We start from the raw sequence: 17,201 nt of genomic DNA on the forward strand, positions 1-17,201 counted from the left end.
GGCCTCGAGGCCTCCGGCACCGGCAACATGAAATTCATGATGAACGGCGCCCTCACCATCGGCACCCTCGATGGCGCCAACGTCGAGATCCGCGAGCAGGTGGGCGATGACAACTTCTTCCTCTTCGGCCGCACCACCGAAGGCATCGCCCAGCTGCACGACCACTACAGGCCCTGGGAATGGATCGCGGCCGATCCCCTGCTGGCGGAGGTGTTCGACCTGATCGGCCGGGGGCACTTCAGCCAGGGGGACACGGACCGCTTCCGGCCCCTGACGGACCAGCTGCAGGGGAGCGACCCGTTCTTCGTGCTGGCCGACTTCGCCTCCTACCTGCAGGCCCAGGCCAGCGTCAGCGCCACCTGGGCGGACCGCAGCCGCTGGAATCAGATGGCCCTGCTGAACACCGCCCGCAGCGGCTTCTTCTCCTCCGATCGGGCCATCGGTGAGTACGCCCGCAGAATCTGGGACGTGGCCCCCTTCCCGGTGACCATCGGCGGCTGAAGCCTCAGCCCGCCGCCCCCGGCATGAAGCGCCGCTCGTGCGGGGCTCCCTTGAGCATGCGGTTCCAGTAGATCCAGGGCAGCACGTCCTTCTTGACCACCCACATGCTCCAGCGCTCCTGGGTGGGATCGAGGGGGAAGGAGGGAACGGGCTGGGCGTCGTAGTTGAACTCGGCCATGATCACGCGCCCGTAGCCGGTGATCAGCGGACAGCAGGCATAGCCGTCGTAGCGGGCGGGCAGGGGCTGGCCATCGAGGTGGGCCAGCAGGTTGGCCACCAGCACCGGCGCCTGGCCCCGCACCGCCGCGGCGGTCTTGGAGTTGGGCAGCGAGGAGACGTCGCCGAGGGAGAAGACGTTGGGATGGCGCACGTGCTGGGTGGTGAACTTGTCCACATCCACCCAGCCGCCCGGACCCGCCACCGCCAGGGGGCTGGTGGCCACCACATCGGGGGCCGCCATCGGCGGTGTGACGTGCAGCATCCCGAAGGGAAGCACCTCTTCGCGCACCGTGTCCCCGTCCTTGACGGCGAAGACCGCCTCCTTGCTGGCGGCACGCACCTCCTTGAGGGTGTGCTGATAGTGGGGCTCGATGCCGCGGCGGGCCACCACCTGGCGCAGGGGTTCGGCGAAGGTGGGAATGGCGAAGATTCCCGGTGTGGCGGTGGCGTAGATCACCTTGGTGGCCGCCGCCACCTCTGGCGAGCGCTTGAAGACGTCGTCGGCCAGATACATGATCTTCTGGGGCGCCCCGGCGCACTTGATCGGCGTGTCGGGGAAGGTGAAGATCGCGTTGCCGCCGCGGAAGGCCTGGATCGTCTGCCAGGTGTAATCGACCAGATCCTTGGAATAGTTGCTGGTGATGCCGCCCGTGCCGAGGGCCTCCGGCAGACCCTTGATCCGATCCCAGCAGAGCTTGATGCCGGTGGCCACCACCAGCGCGTCGTAATGGAGCGTTTCGCCGTCGCTGCTGGTGACGGTGCCGGCCACCGGGTCGAAGCCGGTGGCGGCGGCGCGGATCCAGCGCACCCCCTCGGGGATCAGATCGGCCTCGGCGCGGCGCGTCTGCTCGAGGGTGAAGACGCCGGCGCCCACCAGGGTCCAGCCGGGTTGGTAGTAGTGGTCGGGGGAGGGCTCCAGGATGGCGATCTCCAGACCGGGCCGGGCCCGCTTGAGCTGGCTGGCCACGGTGAGGCCAGCAGCCCCTCCGCCGACGATCAGGATCTGGTGATGGGCCATGGAACGGAGATCAGACGCGGAGGGCCCGGCAGCGGCGAGGGAGAAATGTCACGCTCGCTACCTTCGCCGGCACCGTGGCACCAGACTGAAGGTATCGAGATCCGGAGCAGGGCGATGTTCTTGAAAGTACGCCACAACGATGACGCCAGCCTTGTGGAGGTGCTGAACGTCAAGCAGTTGTTCAACCCCTTCGACACCCTGGTCGAGGCCCGTCTCCACGGCGGCGAGGAGATGCAGGATCCCCAGGAGTACGCCAAGGCCGACCTGTTCTTTCCCTCCGGGGAGGCCCTGCCCCGGTGCTGGCTCGATTCCCATTACCAGAGCTGAAGGCCAGTCGCCGCCAGCGCTGCTAGGACGCCTCCATGGCGTCCCATTCCCACCAGCACCCACCGCACGAACACGGGCATCCGCACCGGCAGGGTTCGCCCCGGGCCTTCTTCTGGGGCGTGCTGCTGAACAGCGCCCTCTCGGGGCTGCAGCTGGCGATCGGCATCGGCTTCGGCTCCCTGGCCCTGATCGGCGATGCCATCCACAACCTCGGTGACGTGGCGGGCCTGCTGTTCGGCTGGGGGGCCGAACGGCTCAGCGCCCGGCCGGCCACGGCCCGCTTCACCTACGGCTTCGGCCGCAGCACCCAGCTGGCCTCGCTGATGAACGCGGCCCTGATCCTGATGGCGGCCGGGGTGGTGATCGTCGAAGGGGTGCAGCGGCTGCTGGATCCGGTGCCGGTGGTGAGCGGCCCGGTGGCCTGGGCGGCGGCGGCCGGCATCGTGATCAACCTGCTCTCGGCCCGGCTGTTCGGCACCGGCCACCACCACGATCTGAACCGGCGGGCGGCGGTGGTGCACCTGCTCACCGATGCCGCCGTCTCGGCCGCGGTGCTGGTCAGCGCCGTGCTGGTGGGGCTGGTGGGCTGGAACTGGCTGGATGCGGCCACCGCCATCGGCGTGGGACTTGCGGTGGCCTGGAGCGGCTGGGAACTCCTGGGGGAAGCCCTCAGCGCCAGCCTCGACGCCGTGCCGCGGGGGATTGACCTGGCCGCGGTGGAGGCGGCCCTGCGCGCCCTGCCCGGCGTGGAGAACGTCCACCATCTGCACGTCTGGGGCATGAGCACCTCCCGCACCGCCCTCACGGCCCATCTCGTCGGCCGCGGTGATGGCCCGCTGGATGGAGAGCTGCTGTCGCTCGCCCAGCAGCGGCTCGCCCAGCTGGGCATCACCCACAGCACGCTCCAGATCGAGGCGCCGGGGAGCTGTGTGGAGGACGGGGCCCACAAGCCTCGATAGGCTGCTGCAGATCCGCTGCAGCGGCCGCCTTGCTGATCTCGCCTTCGCTGCTGCCGAGCCACCTGGTGCCCCGGCTGAAAGGACGGGCCCGACGGGGGCTGGAGCGGGGGCTGGCCGCTGCCGGCCTCGGCCTGGTCAAGCTCGATCCCCCAGACTCCGCCGCCCACCGGGCCGCCGAGCGCCAGCGGACCCTGCAACGGCAGATCCTGGATCGCCATGACCAGCAGTCGATCGCCGATGTGGAGGCCCTCAACGACCGGTATCGGACGCCGGTCTTCGGCAGCCTCCGCCCGATGGATCTGTTCCGGATGCTGGGGGAGTGCCTGGATCCGACCGACAATCTGCTGGGCTGCGCCAGCCAGCTGACCCACAGCCTGCAGATGATCGAGGCGATGGTCAGTGATGGCGTCCTCGACGACGATCTGTTGCTGCTGGCCCTCCTCCATGACCTCGGCAAGCTGCTGCTGCTCGCCGGTGAGGACCCGGCCAACGTGGTGGGCACCAATTCCATCCTCACGCCCAAGGCCAGAACCGGCCTCGACCAGCACATCTGCCAGTGGAACCACTGTGAATTCGGCTACCTGCGGTTCCGCTCCTTTCTGCCGCCCCATCTCAGCTGGACGATCCGCTACCACGGCCTCAAGAACACCAACCCCATCGACTACATGGATGCCAGCGATGAACAGCACTTCAACGGCATCATGAAGCGCTTCCGCCACTACGACACGGCCTCCAAATCCATCGACATCCGACCCGAAACCCGCCTGGACGACTACCGAGATTTCATCGAATCGAGACTTCCCGATCGCATCGTTTTCTGATCCGTCCGCAGGCTTTTCATCATGCGTTTTCTTGTGGTTGGATCCGGCTTCGCCGGCGCCGTTCTGGCCAGGGAACTTGCCGATCACACCGACCACCACATCGATATTGTCGAAGCCAGGGATCACATCGGCGGCAACTGCCACACCCACAAGGAACAGGAAACAGGCATCACCGTGCATACCTACGGTGCCCATATCTTTCACACCAGCGATCTTGGCGTCTGGAACTACGTGCAGCGCTTCACGGAGATGATGCCGTTCATCAACCGCCCCAAGGCCAGCATCGACAAGGGAATCTTCAGTCTGCCCGTCAATCTTCATACCATCAACCAGTTTTTCGGCAAGAAGTTCTCACCATCGGAAGCCCGGCAGTTCGTCGACTCCATCCGACGCCATGACATCGAACAGCCTCGGAACTTCGAAGAGCAGGCCCTGCACTTCATGGGCGATGAGCTCTACCATGCGTTCTTCCATGGCTACACGAAGAAACACTGGGGCTGCGAGCCGCAGCAGATCCCGGCCTCCGTGCTGAAGCGGTTGCCGTTGCGTTTCAACTACAATGACAACTACTACTCCTCGATTTACCAGGGCATCCCCAGAGATGGATACACCGCCGTCTTCGAGCGGCTCATCGACCATCCCCGCATCTCCCTGAGCCTCAACCACCGCTGGCAACCCTCCGATGGCCAGCCCTATGACCATGTGTTCTACTCAGGCCCCCTCGATGGCTTCTTCGGCCACCGGCGGGGCCGGCTCGGCTATCGCACAGTCTTCTGGGAGCGGCAGATCGAAACAGGGGATACCCTGGGCCATCCCGGGATCAACTATCCCTCGCTGGATGTGGGCTTCACCCGCCGCAGGGAGCACAAGCATTACGAATACTGGAAACAGCACGACAAAACAATCGTGTTCACGGAATACAGCAAAGAAACGGGCCTTGAGGATGAGCCCTACTACCCCAAGCGCCTAGCGGCCGACAAGGCCCTGATGCACGGTTACCTGGGCGATTGCCTGCAGACGGACAAGACCAGCTTCATGGGCCGACTGGGGCTGTACAAATACATGGACATGCACCAGGTGATCGCCGAGTCCCTTTCCCTGGCAAGGGAGTTCATCGCATCGATCACTTCAGGGCAGCCCAGGCCCATCTTCCCCGAGGCCTTTCGCCTCAGCCTCTCATAGCTTGTCTCCCACCACCCCCGGGCCTTCCTCCTCCAACTGGAACACCAGCCCCCGGTTGCGTCGGGTGATGGCGGGATCGGTGCCGCGGCAGGCCGGGTCGGGACACAACCGCAGGCTGTTCCAGGCGTACCACTTCAGCGGGAAGGAGCTGACGCGCGGGGAGTTCCGCATGCCGTCACAGATCATGAAGTCATACCCGTAGACCACCGGCTGGCCGGTGAACCAGGCGTACAGCTGACGGCATCCGGCCTGGGTGAGGGTATAGGCGTGGGTGCAGAAGAGCGGGCAGGTCACGATGTCCTGCAGGATCGGCGTCGGCCTGGAGACCAGGCGGCGGGAGACCGACCTCAGGCGGGGATGGCGATCGATGAAGCGGAAGGGACTGGGCCAGGGGAGTTCCTCGTAGAGGATCTGGGAACCGAGAAACAGCAGGTCCCAATCCGCGGGGGTGGCGTCATGGAAGGCCCTGGCATGGGTCGCCCAGATGGGCGGAAAAAAGACGTCGTCTTCGAAGATGTGCAGCAAGGGCAGGTCCCGCTCGATGGCATGGGCCAGCAGGCCCAGGTGGGAGAGCAGGGACCCCTGGGAGCCGCGACGGGCCGGGAAGCGATCGACATCCATCGGCCTGCCCAGGCCGTGGCGCTCGAACAGCGCCTCGAGATTCTCCGATCGGGCATCCACGGCGGGCCAGATCGAGACCTGGGTGAAGCCGGCTTCCCCCAGGCGCTCGAGCAGCCCATCGCGCCGATCGGGACGACGCTCCAGATTGATGCAGAAGGCTGGGGCCTCCAGTAACGCCTGCCAACGCCCCATGGCTGTCCCGTCGTGCCGACGCGAACGTTAGGGAACCGGCTCGGGCCCGACCCGAAGCGGGCCGTTGCCGGTCACGGCTCGGTCCTGGCCGCCTTCTTGTCCTGCTCCAGAAGCTGCTCCACCAGGAGCTTGAGCAGCAGCGACACGATCGCCACGCCCCCCAGCACCATCGCCGCCCCGAAGGCCAGCTCGGTCTGGTAGTTCTTGTAGGCGTCCTCCACGAACAGGGGCAGGGTCTGGGTGAGGCCCTCGATGTTGCCGCTGACCACCGCGACGGCTCCGAATTCCCCCAGGGCCCGGGCCGTGGTGAGGATCAGGCCGTAGAGGGCGGCCCAGCGCACCGAGGGGAGCGTCACCTTCCAGAACACCTGCCAGTTGGTGGCCCCCAGGGTGCGGGCGGCCTCCTCCTGCTCCCAGCCCTCCTCCTCCAGCAGGGGGATCACCTCCCGGGCCATGAAAGGGAAGGTGACGATGATCGTGGCCAGCACGATCCCGGGCCAGGAGAAGATGATCTTCCAGCCCAGGCTCTCGATGACACCCCCCAGCAGGCCATGGGTGGGGCTGTAGAGCAGCACCAGCATCAGGCCCACCACCACCGGTGAGATCGAGAAGGGCAGATCGATGACGCTCAGCAGCAGGGCCTTGCCCCGGAACTGGCGGCGGGCGATGGCGGTGGCCGCGGCCAGGCCGAAGATGACGTTGCAGGGCACCGCCACGGCGGTGGCGAACAGGGTGAGGCGCAGGGCCGAGATCAGTTCGTGGGACTGGAAGTTCTCCAGGAAGGGGCCCAGCCCCTTGGCAAAGGCGGAGGCCACCACGCTCAGGGCTGGCAGCAGGATCACCACCCCCACGTAGACGCAGGCGACCAGGGGAATCAGGATCGCCGGCAGATCCAGGCCCTGGCGGCGGGATCGCTTGCCTGGAGCGGGCGTGGGCCTGGGGCTCTCCAGGGTGGGAACAACGATGGTCATGGCGGAAAGCCGGTGGCGGGAACGGAAGGCGGACAGGACAGGGGGTGAAGGCTGGGGCAGGCGGCAGGATCAGGCCGCATCGCCCTGGTAGCGCTGGCCCCACACCTGCAGCAGGTTGATGACCAGCAGGCTCAGCAGGGAGAAGATCAGCATCACCGCGCCGATCACGGTGGCGGCATCGAAGTCGTATTCCTCCAGCTTCTGGATGATCAACGTGGGGGTGATCAGGTCCCGGAAGGGCACGTTGCTGGAGATCATCACCACCGAGCCGTACTCACCCACGGCCCGGCTGTAGCCCTGGGCCACGCCGCCGAGGATCGCCGGCAGGAGCTGGGGCAGCACCACCCGCAGGGTGGTCTGGAGCGGCGTGGCCCCCAGGCACCAGGAGGCCTCCTCCTGCTCCTTCTCGAGGGAACGCAGCACGGGCTCCACGGTGCGCACCACGAAGGGCAGGGAGATGAACACCATCGCCACGGTCACCCCCGGGGCGGCGAAGGCCACCTTGATGCCGAAGGCCTCATGGAGCGGCTGGCCCAGCCAGCCGTTGGTGCTGTACACGGCCGTGAGGGCGAGTCCGGCGACGGCGGTGGGAAGGGCGAAGGGCAGATCGATCAGGGCATCGAGCAGGCGCTGGCCTGGAAAGCTGCAGCGCACCAGCGCCCAGGCCACCACCAGCCCGAAGACGCCGTTGATCACGCTGGCCACCAGGGCCAGGCCGAAACTCACCTTGTAGGTGGCGATGGCCTCCGGCGTGGTGGCCATCTCCCAGAAACCGGCGGGTCCCACTTCGGCGGCCCTGAGCAGCATGGCCCCCAGGGGCAGGAACAGGATCAGGCCCAGGTAGGTCCAGGTGATGCGCCAGGGCCAGCTGGGCAGCGCCAGGGTCGGCGGGCGCCAGCGACGCAGGAGGGCGGGGGTCATCGGGGCAGGGGGATGGCGCGCTTCAACGGCGTCAGACTAAAGGACGGTTCAGCGGTGCGCTTACCGGTATAGTCGGATCCTCCCAGCCACCCAGGCCGTTTCGATGGGCATCCGCGTCGCCAACGTCAGCAAGAACTTCGGCGATTTCCGCGCCGTCGACGACGTCAGCGTCGACGTGGACAGCGGCTCCCTGGTGGCCCTGCTCGGACCCTCCGGGTCGGGCAAGAGCACCCTGCTGCGACTGATCGCCGGGCTGGAGGAGGCCGATGCCGGCCGCATCTGGATCACCGGCGAGGAGGCGACCGAGCGGTCGGTGCAGGAGCGCCAGGTGGGCTTCGTCTTCCAGCATTTCGCCCTCTTCAAGCACCGCAACGTGCGCCGCAACGTGGCCTTCGGCCTCGAACTGCGCCGCTGGAAGCCCGAGGCGATCCGCCGGCGGGTCGACGAGCTGCTCGACCTCGTGCACCTGCGGGGCTACGGCAACCGCTACCCCTCCCAGCTGTCCGGCGGACAGCGCCAGCGGGTGGCCCTGGCCCGCGCCCTGGCGGTGCAGCCCCGGGTGCTGCTGCTGGATGAACCCTTCAGCGCCCTCGATGCCAAGGTGCGCAAGGAACTGCGGGCCTGGCTGCGCAATCTCCACGACGAGATGCACGTCACCACCGTGATCGTCACCCACGACCAGGAGGAGGCCATGGAGGTGGCCGATCGGATCGTGGTCATGAACGAAGGCCGGGTGGAGCAGATCGGTTCCCCGGCGGAGATCTACGACCATCCCGCCTCCCCGTTCGTGATGAGCTTCGTGGGCGCGGTCAACGAGCTGCCCAGCGGCTCCCTGCCCGTGCGGCGCGATGCGGTCCCGCCGCTGCCGACGGAGGGCCGGATCTTCGTGCGCCCCCACCATGTGCAGGTGCATGCCACCCCCCAGCCGGGCACCGTGCCGGCCCGCCTGCGGCGCCTCACCCACATGGGCCGCGACCTGCAGGCGGAACTGGTGCTCGACTCAGAAGAAGTGGTGGTGGCCCAGTTCCCCCGGGAAGAGGTGGACTACGCCAACCTCAAGCCCGGCGACCGACTGCATGTGATCAGCCGCCAGGCCCACGCCTTTCAACCGGATTTTTCGATCTGATCAGTCGCTTACCGCAGTGGCGGCACGGCGCCGTGGAGGTTCGGAATGAACCTCCGCCAGGCGGGCATCGGCGAGGTACTGGGCGACGGCCAGGGGATCCTGGTGGCGCAGCAGCTCACCGTTGCGGAAGACGAGGGTGAAGCGCTGGGGTTGGGGCTCATTGAGCCTGGAGCGGAAATACTGGGCAGCCATGACGGTGGTTGTTGATGTGTGGGTGTTGATGAACAGAAAGGACGCTGAAAATGGGGCGCTGGAACGCGTCGGCGCACTCAGGGGATGCTGACCATCAGGTCGGTGTCGCTCACCTGATGCAGCAGACCGAGGCGCTTGAAATGGTTGAGGGTCTTGGTGACCGTCACCCGGGTGAGGCCGCAGATCTCCGCCAGGGCCTGATGGGTGAGGTTCATGTCCCGCAGGGAGAGGCGGTAGCCGCGGCTGCTCACCTGCCCGAAGCGGATGCCGATCCAGCGCAGCAGCCGCAGCAGCCGTGAGTCGGCGCCGCGGACCCGGTTGATCTCGAACAGCTCTTCGGTGTTGCGGATCTGGTGATGCAGGAAGGCCAGGATCTCGGCCTCGCTGGGATGGCCCTGCTCCACCACCACCGTGGACAGGCACTGGATCTCCACCGGACGCAGGGCGGAGTAGGCATTAGTCACCCAGTCGCCCGGGCCCCAGAGGCCGAGGGTGAAGGACTCGCCTTCCTCGTCGTGGGAGGCGGTGCGGATGTAGCCGTCCTGGATTCTCCAGTGCAGCCCATCGGGCAGGACGTCATGGGGCTGGAGCGTGAGGCGGAGGGCCTGGGGTGTGCGTGAGGTGGTCATGGCCGCAGGCGGACAGCGATGGGGTGGGGGGGTTCAGGGCAGGGCGGACGGCCAGCCTTCGGCTGGCGACAGGCATTCGCCGACAACAGCACATGGGGAGCCTGCGGGGACCCCAACACCATACCTCACATTCCCCATCGGCAATGTGGTCTATTTAACGACCCAGCGCGGTCCGGCCGGATTCAGGGCCGGTCCGCTCAGATGAAGTACATCGCCTGGGCCTGGGCCAGGTGATCGCGCTGGTCCAGCAGATCCTGCAGGGTGGTGCCCGAGAGGATGGCGCGACGCGCCTCTTCGAGCCGTTCCTCCAGCCGGCCCAGCACCTCGAATTCAGGGGTGGCGCTCTCGCCGCCGCCCCGCGGCGTGACGTCCCCCTCCAGACAGCTCACCACGTCATCGACACGGATCTCGGCCGGCGGCCGGGCCAGCTGGTAGCCCCCCTTCGGCCCGCGGATGCTGCGCAGGATCTGGCCCCGGCGCAGGCTGGCGAGCATCTGCTCCAGGTAGCGGTCAGGGATGCCCTGGCGCTGGGCGATCTCCGCCACCTGCAGCACGCCGCCGCGGGAATGGATGGCGGCCAGCTCGATGAGCGAGACGAGGCCGTATCCGGTTTTCGCGCTGAAGGCCAAGGGAATCCACGGTTGTCTTACGGGGATTGTGGCAGCCACCACCCCCGGACCAGCCAACGGCCAGGCACCGGGGGGATGTCATCCGCCCTACATCGCCGCGGCGGCGCGACGGATAGGTTTCACCAGTTCACCCATCGGACAATCGTGCTTTATCCCTTCTCCTCGCCGGTCCCGCCAGCCGCTCGCCGCCCGTGGCATCCCGGCCTGGTGGCCGCCCCCCTGGCCGTCGCCGTCGCCCTGGGGGGTTCCGGCACCCTGCTGCCCCTGAACGCCCAGGCCCAGCAACCGGCGCCACGGCAGGAACTGCTGCTCGTGTCCTATGCAGTCACCAAGGCGGCCTACGACAAGATCATTCCCCGGTTCACGGCCGACTGGAAGAAGCGGACCGGCCAGACCGTCGTCGTCCGCACCAGCTACGGCGGCTCCGGCTCCCAGACCCGGGCGGTGATTGACGGCCTGGCGGCGGATGTGGTGGGCCTGGCCCTGGCGGCCGACACCCTGAAGCTCGAGGAGGCCGGCCTGATCCGTCCCGGCTGGGAGAAGGAGAACCCCAACAACAGCATCATCACCAACTCGGTGGTCGCCTTCTTCGTGCGTCCCGGCAACCCGAAGAAGATCCGCACCTGGAACGATCTCGACAACAAGAACGTTGAAGTGATCACCGCCAATCCCAAGACCTCCGGCGGCGCCCGCTGGAACTTCCTGGGCCTGTGGGGTTCGGTGACGGAGACCGGCGGCAATGAGGCCAAGGCCCGCGCCTTCGTGACCAACGTGTACCGCAACGTGGACACCCTGCCCAAGGATGCACGCGAGGCGACCGACGTGTTCGTCAAACGCAACCAGGGTGATGTGCTGCTGAACTATGAGAACGAGGCGATCCTGGCCAGGAAGAGCGGCACCTGGAAAACCCCCTACATCGTGCCCACCACCAACATCCTGATCGAGGGGCCGATCGCCGTGGTCGACAGGAACGTGGACCGCAAGGGAACCCGCCGGGTGGCCGAGGCTTTCGCCAGGTACCTGTACAGCGAACCGGCCCAGCGGGCCTTCGCCGAAGAGGGATTCCGACCCGTCAACGCCAAGGTGAAGGCCGAGACGAGATCCCGATTCGCTCCGGTCTCGAAGCTGTTCACCGCCCGGGACTTCGGCGGCTGGGACACCATCAACAAGCGGTTCTTCGGCAAGGGAGGGCTCTGGGATTCGATCTTCTCCAAGTCCCGCTGAGCCAGCAGCCGGCCCCCTGAGCGGGGGAGCCGCAGACCAGAGAGGGAGGGAGGGGGCAGGCCAGGGGCAAAGGGGGACTGGATAGCCGATCGGGATACCGGTGTATGCTCTGCCGGATTGTCGATCAGTGAACCGTGGTTTCCCCCTTCGCCCGCTCCGCCGCCCCCCTCGCCATCACCGGCCTCCTGCTGGGGGGCCTGACCCTGACCGGCTGCGGCGCCCAGCCCGAGGGTGGCGGCGGTGCCGGTGCCGATGCTGATGCCGGCGGCGCTCCCCAGGAGCTGCTGCTGGTGAGCTACGCCGTGACCAAGGGGGCCTACGACCGGATCCTGCCCAAGTTCGAAGCCGACTGGAAGGCCAGAACCGGCCAGGCCATCAACGTCAAGACCAGCTACGGCGGCTCCGGCTCCCAGACCCGGGCGATCATCGACGGGCTCGATGCCGACGTGGCCACCCTCGCCCTGGCCGGTGACGTGCTCAAGCTCCAGGAAGCGGGCCTGGTGCAGCCGGGGTGGGAAAAGGACCTGCCCGGCGGCGCGATCATCACCCATTCGGTGGTGGCCTTCATCACCCGTGACGGCAACCCCAAAGGGGTCCGGACCTGGGCCGACCTGGCCAAGCCGGGCGTCACCGTTCTGACGGCCAATCCCAAGACCTCCGGCGGCGCCCGATGGAACTTCCTGGGGCTGTGGGGCTCGATCAGCCAGACCGGCGGCAGCGAGGCCCAGGCCAAGGCCTACGTCAGTTCGGTCTACCGCAACGTGGAGAACCTGCCAAGGGACGCCCGCGAGGCCAGTGACGCGTTCCTCAAGCGCGGCCAGGGCGACGTGCTGCTGAACTACGAGAACGAGGCGATCCTGGCCAAGCGCAGCGGCGACCTCAAGACCCCCTTCATCGTGCCCGAGGTCAACATCCGCATCGAGGGCCCCGTGACCGTCGTCGACCGCAACGTGGATCGCAAGGGCACCCGCAAGGCCGCCGAGGCCCTGGCCACCTATCTCCAGAGCGAGCCGGCCCAGGAGATCTTCGCCGAGGAGGGCTTCCGTCCGGTCAACCCCGGGGTCTGGAGCCGGGTGAAGGGCCGCTTCGCGCCGGTGAAGCAGCCGTTCTCGGCCGGCGACTTCGGCGGCTGGAAGCAGATCAACGACACCTTCTTCGGCAGTAACGGGGTCTGGGACCAGCTGTTCAGCAGCTCCCGCTGATCCACAGTCGCCAGGACGGGGACAATGGGGGCCTCGGTGGACCTCGGGTGATGTGTGAACTGCTGGCCCTCAGCGCCAACACCCCCACCGACATGCGCTTCTCCTTCCATGGCCTCACCCGCCGGGGGGGCGCCACCGGCTGCCACGGGGATGGCTGGGGGGTGGCCAGCTTCGACCCCGATGGCCGCGGGGTGCATCTGTACCGGGAGGACGCCCCGGCCGCCTTCTCGCCGATCGCCGCCCAGGTGGCCAGCCTGGATCTGCGCTCCCACTGCTCGATCGCCCACATCCGCAAGGCGACCCAGGGGGTGGTGGCCCTGGAGAACTGCCACCCCTTCCACCGGCGCTGGCAAGGGCGGGAATGGGTGTTCGCCCACAACGGCAACCTGCTGGGGCCTCTGCCGCGGACGCAGCTGTTCGTTCCGGAGGGATCCACCGACAGCGAAGTGGCCTTCTGCTGGATCCTGGAGCAACTGAACGCCGCCGGTGCCGATCCGGCGGACCTGGACGCCATCTTCGGCACGCTGGTGTCGTGCGCCCGGCAGCTGGAGCAGCAGGGCACCTTCAACTGTCTGATCAGCAACGGCAGCTGGCTGTTCGCCCACGCCAGCAGCCGCCTGCACCGCATCACCCGTCGGGCCCCGTTCGGCCGGGCCACCCTGGCCGATGACGACCTGAGCGTGGACTTTTCCGAGCTGGCCGGCGTCGACGACGTCGTGACGATCGTCAGCACCGAACCGCTGACCAGGGATGAGGAATGGCTGGCGCTTCAGGCCGGCGAGGCCGTCCTGCTGGTGGGGGGCGAAGTGGTGCGGCACCAGCCCCCTGGAGCGCCTGTCGCCCCCATCCCCTAAGCCAGGCAACATCCTCGGACCCTGCAATCATCGAGCGGAACGTCACTCGCACCCCAGCAGGATGTGGGCCTGGATCAGCGATCGAACAGCCAGCCACAAAGCAGACAGAACGCCGCGATGAGAACGAACAACTGGGGGGAAAAGCCGATCACCTGGCCGAGGAGAACACCCGCCAGCATCACCATCCAGGCCCGCCAGTTCGTCCACGGACTGAAAAAGGAGCCCCCACGGACTGGCTCGGCCGGCGGCTTCTGCGGCTTCCTTCCGCCAGTCCCTTCGCCAGCCCTCTCGCCGGCTTTGGAGCTGGGACCATCGCTCCCTGCCATCGCCAAACCTTTCCCTCCATCCTGCTGCCCATCGATGGGCGGGATGTAAGTGGAAACACATCCGATCAGTGACGCCGGGGATATCCCGCTGACTACGTTGTGAGCCTTCGCGGTGCCGATCGGTGCTGAAGGATCCGTTCAGCCTCGCCACAGCCGCCCGCTTCTGGCTGCGGCTGGGACTGGTCAGCTTCGGCGGGCCGGCCGGCCAGATCGCCCTGCTCCATGCCGAACTGGTGGAGCGCCGGCGCTGGCTGTCGGAGCGGCGCTTTCTGCACGCGCTGAACTACTGCATGCTGCTGCCGGGGCCGGAGGCCACCCAGCTGGCCACCTACCTGGGCTGGCTGATGCACGGTCTGGGCGGCGCCCTGATCGCTGGCGGCCTGTTCCTGCTGCCCTCGGTGGTGGTGCTGCTGAGCCTTTCGGCGATCTACGCCCTCTGGGGCCAGCTGCCGTTGCTGGCGGCGGTGTTCTGGGCCCTCAAGCCGGCGGTGCTCGGGATCGTGCTCCAGGCGGCCTGGCGGCTGGGGCGGCGCACGCTGCACAACCCCGCCTTGGTGCTGATCGCGGCGGCGGCCTGTCTGGCCCTGGCCGTGGGCCGGGTGCCCTACCCCGCCCTGATCATCGCCACGGCCCTGGTGGGTTGGATCGGCGGTCGGCTGCGGCCGGCCTTGTTCCGGGGCCCCTCACCCCATACCGCCGCCGAGGTCGGGGGCGCCACCCCACCGGAGGCCGCCCTTCACGGCGACGACACCCCCACCCCCACCCACGCCCGCTTCCACTGGCGCCGCCTCGCCCTCACCCTGCTCGGGGGCGGGGTGGCCCTCGGCATGCCCCTGACCCTGCTGACGCTGGCGGGGGGCTGGAACAGCCAGCTGGCCACCATGGCCCGGTTCTTCACCAAGGTGGCCCTGGTCAGTTTCGGGGGCGCCTATGCGGTGCTCCCCTTTGTGGCCCAGGGGGCGGTGGACACCTACGGCTGGCTGGACGCCGCCCAGATGGTGGACGGCCTGGCCCTGGGCGAGACCACACCGGGGCCCCTGATCATGGTGGTGGCCTTCGTGGGCTTCATGGGCGGCTGGAACGGCAGCGGCACCCTGTCGGCCGGCGTGGCGGCCGCCCTGGTGGTGGTCTGGTTCACCTTTCTGCCCTCCTTCCTGTTCATCCTGGCCGGCGGCCCCCTGGTGGAGGCGAGCCGCGAGGACCTGCGCATCGGCGCCCCCCTCACCGCCATCACCGCCGCGGTGGTGGGGGTGATCCTGAGCCTGGCGCTCTACCTGGCCGGACCGGCCCTGGCCCCCGGCGGCAGCCTCGACGGCGGCGCCGTGCTGGTGCTGCTGGCGGCGGTGGTGCTGCTGGGCCGGGGACTGGGGGCCCTGCCCGTGATCGGCGCCGCCACCGCGGTGGGACTGGGGCGCTGGTGGCTCAGTGGGGGCGGCTGAAGCCGGCGATCAGGGGATCATCCCGCAGACGAACAGCTTGTTCACCACCGGGCCGGCGACCTGGTCAATGAAGCCCTGACGCAGCTGGGGATCGTCGTTGAGCATGTCGAGCACGCGCTGCTCCTGGGACCCACGCCGCTCGCTGCGGGCGGCCCAGAGCTGCTCGCAGCTGGATTTCTGATAGCGCTCGATCACCTTCTTGGCCACCAGGTTGACGACCGGGGACTGGGCCTGGGCGGGGGTGGCAGCAGCCAGCACGGCCGCCACACCCAGGCTGGCTATCCGACGGATCTTCATGGATTGGGGGAGGTGGAGTGCCCTGCAACGTAGGTCCGCCGCCCCGCTCAGAAGACGTCGAGGGGCTCCAGGCTTGGCGACTCCACGCCACCGGCGGGGAGGGCATCGAGATGCACGGTGAGGGACGACGCCTGACGGCGGGCCGATTCGCCGCAGCTGCGCGGGGTGGGGAAGATCTTGCCGGGGTTGGCCAGGCCCGCCGGGTCGAAAGCCTCGCGCACCAGCCGCATCGTGGCCAGGTCGTCGGGGGCGAACATCCAGTCGAGGTAGCAGCGCTTGTCGCTGCCCACCCCGTGCTCGCCGGTGATGCTGCCGCCCGCGTCGATGCAGAGGCGCAGGATGTCGGCTCCCAGCGCCTGCACCCGGTCGGTCACACCGGGCTCGTCGGCCCGGTAAAGGATCAGGGGGTGGAGATTGCCGTCGCCGGCATGGAAGACGTTGGCCACCGGCAGGTCGTAGCGGCGGCTGAGCTCCTCGATCGCCGCCAGCACCCCGGGCAGGGCGCTGCGGGGCACGACGCCGTCCTGCACGTAATAGGTGGGGGTGATGCGGCCGACGGCGGCGAAGGCGGACTTGCGCCCCTTCCACAGCAGGGCGCGGTCGGCCTCGCTGGAGGCGCGCCGGATCGTGCGGGCCCCGGCCTGGCGGCAGAGCTCACCGGCGATCTCCACAGCCGCCGTCACCTCCCGCTCCTGGCCGTCCAGTTCGATCAGCAGCACCGCGGCCGCATCGCGGGGGTACTCATCGCGGCCGAACAGATCGTCGACGGCGTTGATTGTGAAGTTGTCCATGATCTCCATCCCGGCGGGCAGCACCCCGGCCGCCGTCACCAGACGCACCGCCTCACCGGCGGCCTCCATGGCGGTGAAATCGGCCAGCAGCACCGCCACGCTCTGGGGCGCCCGCAGCAGCCGCAGGGTGATGGCGGTGGCGATGCCGAGGGTGCCCTCGCTGCCGATGAACACCCCGCGCAGGTCCAGCTCGGGGGTCTCGGCCAGGCCGCTGCCCAGGGTGGTGACCGTGCCGTCGGGGAGCACCACCTCCATCTCCAGCACGTGGTTGCTGGTGACCCCGTACTTGAGGCAGTGCACACCACCGGAGTTCTCGGCCACGTTGCCGCCGATCGAGCAGACCACCTGGCTGGAGGGGTCGGGTGCGTAATAGAAGCCGTCGCCGGCCACCGCCCGGGTGACCCAGCCGTTGATCACCCCCGGCTGGACGGTGATGCGGCGGTTGGCCAGATCGACATCGAGGATCGAGCGCATGCGGCTGGTGGCGATCACCAGCGCTCCGTTCTCCGCCAGGGCACCGCCCGAGAGGCCGGTGCCGCTGCCGCGGGCCAGGAAGGGCACGCCGCGGCGGTGGCAGAGCCGCAGGATGGCGGCCACCTGCTCGGTGGTTTCCGGCAGCACCACCAGGGGGGGCTGGGCCCGGTGCAGGGTGAGGCCGTCGCAGTCGTAGGCCAGCAGCTCCTGGGGCGCCGCCACCACGGCCCGCGCCGGCAGCAGGGCGCGGCAGTCACGCTCCATCGCGGCCCAGTCGATCGTCACG

19 protein-coding genes are annotated in these 17,201 nt (G+C 68.1%); 10 read left to right on the forward strand and 9 right to left on the reverse strand.

Annotated features, from left to right (window positions below; translation table 11 throughout):
• On the forward strand, positions 1-501 hold a 501-nt coding region (locus H6G99_RS13710), incomplete at its 5' end, for a glycogen/starch/alpha-glucan phosphorylase (protein ID WP_190612069.1).
• 4 nt (positions 502-505) lie between these two features.
• Here H6G99_RS13710 and H6G99_RS13715 read toward each other — a convergent pair.
• Positions 506-1,738, reverse strand: a complete 1,233-nt coding sequence (locus H6G99_RS13715; RefSeq protein ID WP_190612070.1) for an NAD(P)/FAD-dependent oxidoreductase — start codon at positions 1,736-1,738, stop codon at positions 506-508.
• A 114-nt stretch (positions 1,739-1,852) separates the two neighbouring features.
• Between H6G99_RS13715 and H6G99_RS13720 the strand changes: the two genes are divergently transcribed.
• Genes H6G99_RS13720 through H6G99_RS13735 form a run of 4 tightly spaced genes read left to right on the forward strand, consistent with a single transcriptional unit; the run spans position 1,853 to position 5,027 of the window.
• On the forward strand, positions 1,853-2,065 hold the full coding sequence (locus tag H6G99_RS13720) for an acetyltransferase (RefSeq protein WP_190612072.1): 213 nt from the start codon (positions 1,853-1,855) through the stop codon (positions 2,063-2,065).
• Positions 2,066-2,100: 35 nt separating this feature from the next.
• Positions 2,101-3,024 (forward strand): cation diffusion facilitator family transporter, encoded by a 924-nt coding sequence (locus H6G99_RS13725; RefSeq protein WP_190612074.1) that lies wholly within the window; start codon positions 2,101-2,103, stop codon positions 3,022-3,024.
• A 29-nt stretch (positions 3,025-3,053) separates the two neighbouring features.
• The gene (locus tag H6G99_RS13730) at positions 3,054-3,845 is read left to right on the forward strand and encodes an inositol oxygenase family protein (RefSeq protein ID WP_190612075.1); all 792 of its coding nucleotides are present in this window, start codon (positions 3,054-3,056) and stop codon (positions 3,843-3,845) included.
• A 21-nt stretch (positions 3,846-3,866) separates the two neighbouring features.
• A complete protein-coding gene (locus tag H6G99_RS13735) occupies positions 3,867-5,027 on the forward strand; it encodes a UDP-galactopyranose/dTDP-fucopyranose mutase family protein (protein WP_199297204.1) in 1,161 nt (386 codons plus the stop codon).
• On the opposite strand, the gene H6G99_RS13740 is transcribed toward H6G99_RS13735, so the two are convergent.
• The 3 genes from H6G99_RS13740 to cysT all read right to left on the reverse strand — a co-directional run bounded on the left by H6G99_RS13740 (position 5,022) and on the right by cysT (position 7,732).
• Positions 5,022-5,840, reverse strand: a complete 819-nt coding sequence (locus H6G99_RS13740; RefSeq protein ID WP_190612080.1) for a glycosyltransferase family 25 protein — start codon at positions 5,838-5,840, stop codon at positions 5,022-5,024. The genes H6G99_RS13735 and H6G99_RS13740 overlap by 6 nt on opposite strands.
• 71 nt (positions 5,841-5,911) lie before the next feature.
• Positions 5,912-6,811, reverse strand: a complete 900-nt coding sequence (gene cysW, locus H6G99_RS13745) for a sulfate ABC transporter permease subunit CysW (RefSeq protein WP_094584006.1) — start codon at positions 6,809-6,811, stop codon at positions 5,912-5,914.
• 69 nt (positions 6,812-6,880) lie between these two features.
• Positions 6,881-7,732 carry a sulfate ABC transporter permease subunit CysT gene (gene cysT, locus H6G99_RS13750; protein ID WP_190612081.1) on the reverse strand — a complete coding sequence of 284 codons (852 nt, stop codon included), beginning with the start codon at positions 7,730-7,732 and terminating at the stop codon, positions 6,881-6,883.
• A gap of 103 nt (positions 7,733-7,835) precedes the next feature.
• Here cysT and H6G99_RS13755 point away from each other — a divergent pair, with 103 nt between their 5' ends.
• Positions 7,836-8,858 carry a sulfate/molybdate ABC transporter ATP-binding protein gene (locus H6G99_RS13755; protein ID WP_094584004.1) on the forward strand — a complete coding sequence of 341 codons (1,023 nt, stop codon included), beginning with the start codon at positions 7,836-7,838 and terminating at the stop codon, positions 8,856-8,858.
• Here the strand turns inward: H6G99_RS13755 and H6G99_RS13760 are convergent, their stop codons facing one another.
• The 3 genes from H6G99_RS13760 to H6G99_RS13770 form a co-directional block, all read right to left on the reverse strand.
• Positions 8,859-9,050: a hypothetical protein gene (locus tag H6G99_RS13760; RefSeq protein WP_094584003.1), complete on the reverse strand. Its 192-nt coding sequence runs from the start codon at positions 9,048-9,050 to the stop codon at positions 8,859-8,861. It abuts the gene before it with no gap.
• Between the two features lie 77 nt (positions 9,051-9,127).
• Entirely contained in the window at positions 9,128-9,679 is a 552-nt protein-coding gene (locus tag H6G99_RS13765; RefSeq protein ID WP_190612083.1) for a Crp/Fnr family transcriptional regulator, read from the reverse strand.
• Positions 9,680-9,876: 197 nt separating this feature from the next.
• Positions 9,877-10,308: an RrF2 family transcriptional regulator gene (locus tag H6G99_RS13770; RefSeq protein ID WP_094584001.1), complete on the reverse strand. Its 432-nt coding sequence runs from the start codon at positions 10,306-10,308 to the stop codon at positions 9,877-9,879.
• A gap of 207 nt (positions 10,309-10,515) precedes the next feature.
• Here H6G99_RS13770 and H6G99_RS13775 point away from each other — a divergent pair, with 207 nt between their 5' ends.
• From H6G99_RS13775 to chrA, 4 genes are all read left to right on the forward strand, one after another.
• Positions 10,516-11,532, forward strand: a complete 1,017-nt coding sequence (locus tag H6G99_RS13775) for a sulfate ABC transporter substrate-binding protein (protein WP_094584196.1) — start codon at positions 10,516-10,518, stop codon at positions 11,530-11,532.
• 134 nt (positions 11,533-11,666) lie between these two features.
• Positions 11,667-12,734 carry a sulfate ABC transporter substrate-binding protein gene (locus H6G99_RS13780; RefSeq protein ID WP_353617251.1) on the forward strand — a complete coding sequence of 356 codons (1,068 nt, stop codon included), beginning with the start codon at positions 11,667-11,669 and terminating at the stop codon, positions 12,732-12,734.
• 50 nt (positions 12,735-12,784) lie between these two features.
• Positions 12,785-13,588, forward strand: coding sequence for a class II glutamine amidotransferase (locus H6G99_RS13785; RefSeq protein WP_190612084.1), 804 nt, complete (start codon positions 12,785-12,787; stop codon positions 13,586-13,588).
• A 448-nt stretch (positions 13,589-14,036) separates the two neighbouring features.
• Positions 14,037-15,353 carry a chromate efflux transporter gene (gene chrA / locus H6G99_RS13790; RefSeq protein WP_353617252.1) on the forward strand — a complete coding sequence of 439 codons (1,317 nt, stop codon included), beginning with the start codon at positions 14,037-14,039 and terminating at the stop codon, positions 15,351-15,353.
• Between the two features lie 9 nt (positions 15,354-15,362).
• Here chrA and H6G99_RS13795 read toward each other — a convergent pair whose 3' ends face one another.
• Both H6G99_RS13795 and H6G99_RS13800 read right to left on the reverse strand, forming a co-directional pair.
• Positions 15,363-15,650 carry a hypothetical protein gene (locus H6G99_RS13795; RefSeq protein WP_094583999.1) on the reverse strand — a complete coding sequence of 96 codons (288 nt, stop codon included), beginning with the start codon at positions 15,648-15,650 and terminating at the stop codon, positions 15,363-15,365.
• Between the two features lie 47 nt (positions 15,651-15,697).
• Entirely contained in the window at positions 15,698-17,179 is a 1,482-nt protein-coding gene (locus tag H6G99_RS13800; protein ID WP_199297212.1) for an FAD-linked oxidase C-terminal domain-containing protein, read from the reverse strand.
• Positions 17,180-17,201: the final 22 nt, after the last annotated feature.

The organism is Synechococcus sp. FACHB-909 (assembly GCF_014698945.1).
In the GTDB taxonomy this organism is placed as follows: domain Bacteria; phylum Cyanobacteriota; class Cyanobacteriia; order PCC-6307; family Cyanobiaceae; genus Cyanobium.

Bases quoted from the DNA above. Each gene is read 5' to 3' on its own strand.
- H6G99_RS13715 (WP_190612070.1), bottom strand. From the start codon at position 1,738: ATGGCCCATCACCAGATCCTGATCGTCGGCGGAGGGGCTGCTGGCCTC.
- H6G99_RS13720 (WP_190612072.1), top strand. From the start codon at position 1,853: ATGTTCTTGAAAGTACGCCACAACGATGACGCCAGCCTTGTGGAGGTG.
- H6G99_RS13725 (WP_190612074.1), top strand. From the start codon at position 2,101: ATGGCGTCCCATTCCCACCAGCACCCACCGCACGAACACGGGCATCCG.
- H6G99_RS13735 (WP_199297204.1), top strand. From the start codon at position 3,867: ATGCGTTTTCTTGTGGTTGGATCCGGCTTCGCCGGCGCCGTTCTGGCC.
- H6G99_RS13740 (WP_190612080.1), bottom strand. From the start codon at position 5,840: ATGGGGCGTTGGCAGGCGTTACTGGAGGCCCCAGCCTTCTGCATCAAT.
- cysW (WP_094584006.1), bottom strand. From the start codon at position 6,811: ATGACCATCGTTGTTCCCACCCTGGAGAGCCCCAGGCCCACGCCCGCT.
- cysT (WP_190612081.1), bottom strand. From the start codon at position 7,732: ATGACCCCCGCCCTCCTGCGTCGCTGGCGCCCGCCGACCCTGGCGCTG.
- H6G99_RS13755 (WP_094584004.1), top strand. From the start codon at position 7,836: ATGGGCATCCGCGTCGCCAACGTCAGCAAGAACTTCGGCGATTTCCGC.
- H6G99_RS13760 (WP_094584003.1), bottom strand. From the start codon at position 9,050: ATGGCTGCCCAGTATTTCCGCTCCAGGCTCAATGAGCCCCAACCCCAG.
- H6G99_RS13765 (WP_190612083.1), bottom strand. From the start codon at position 9,679: ATGACCACCTCACGCACACCCCAGGCCCTCCGCCTCACGCTCCAGCCC.
- H6G99_RS13785 (WP_190612084.1), top strand. From the start codon at position 12,785: ATGTGTGAACTGCTGGCCCTCAGCGCCAACACCCCCACCGACATGCGC.
- H6G99_RS13795 (WP_094583999.1), bottom strand. From the start codon at position 15,650: ATGAAGATCCGTCGGATAGCCAGCCTGGGTGTGGCGGCCGTGCTGGCT.
- H6G99_RS13800 (WP_199297212.1), bottom strand. From the start codon at position 17,179: ATGGAGCGTGACTGCCGCGCCCTGCTGCCGGCGCGGGCCGTGGTGGCG.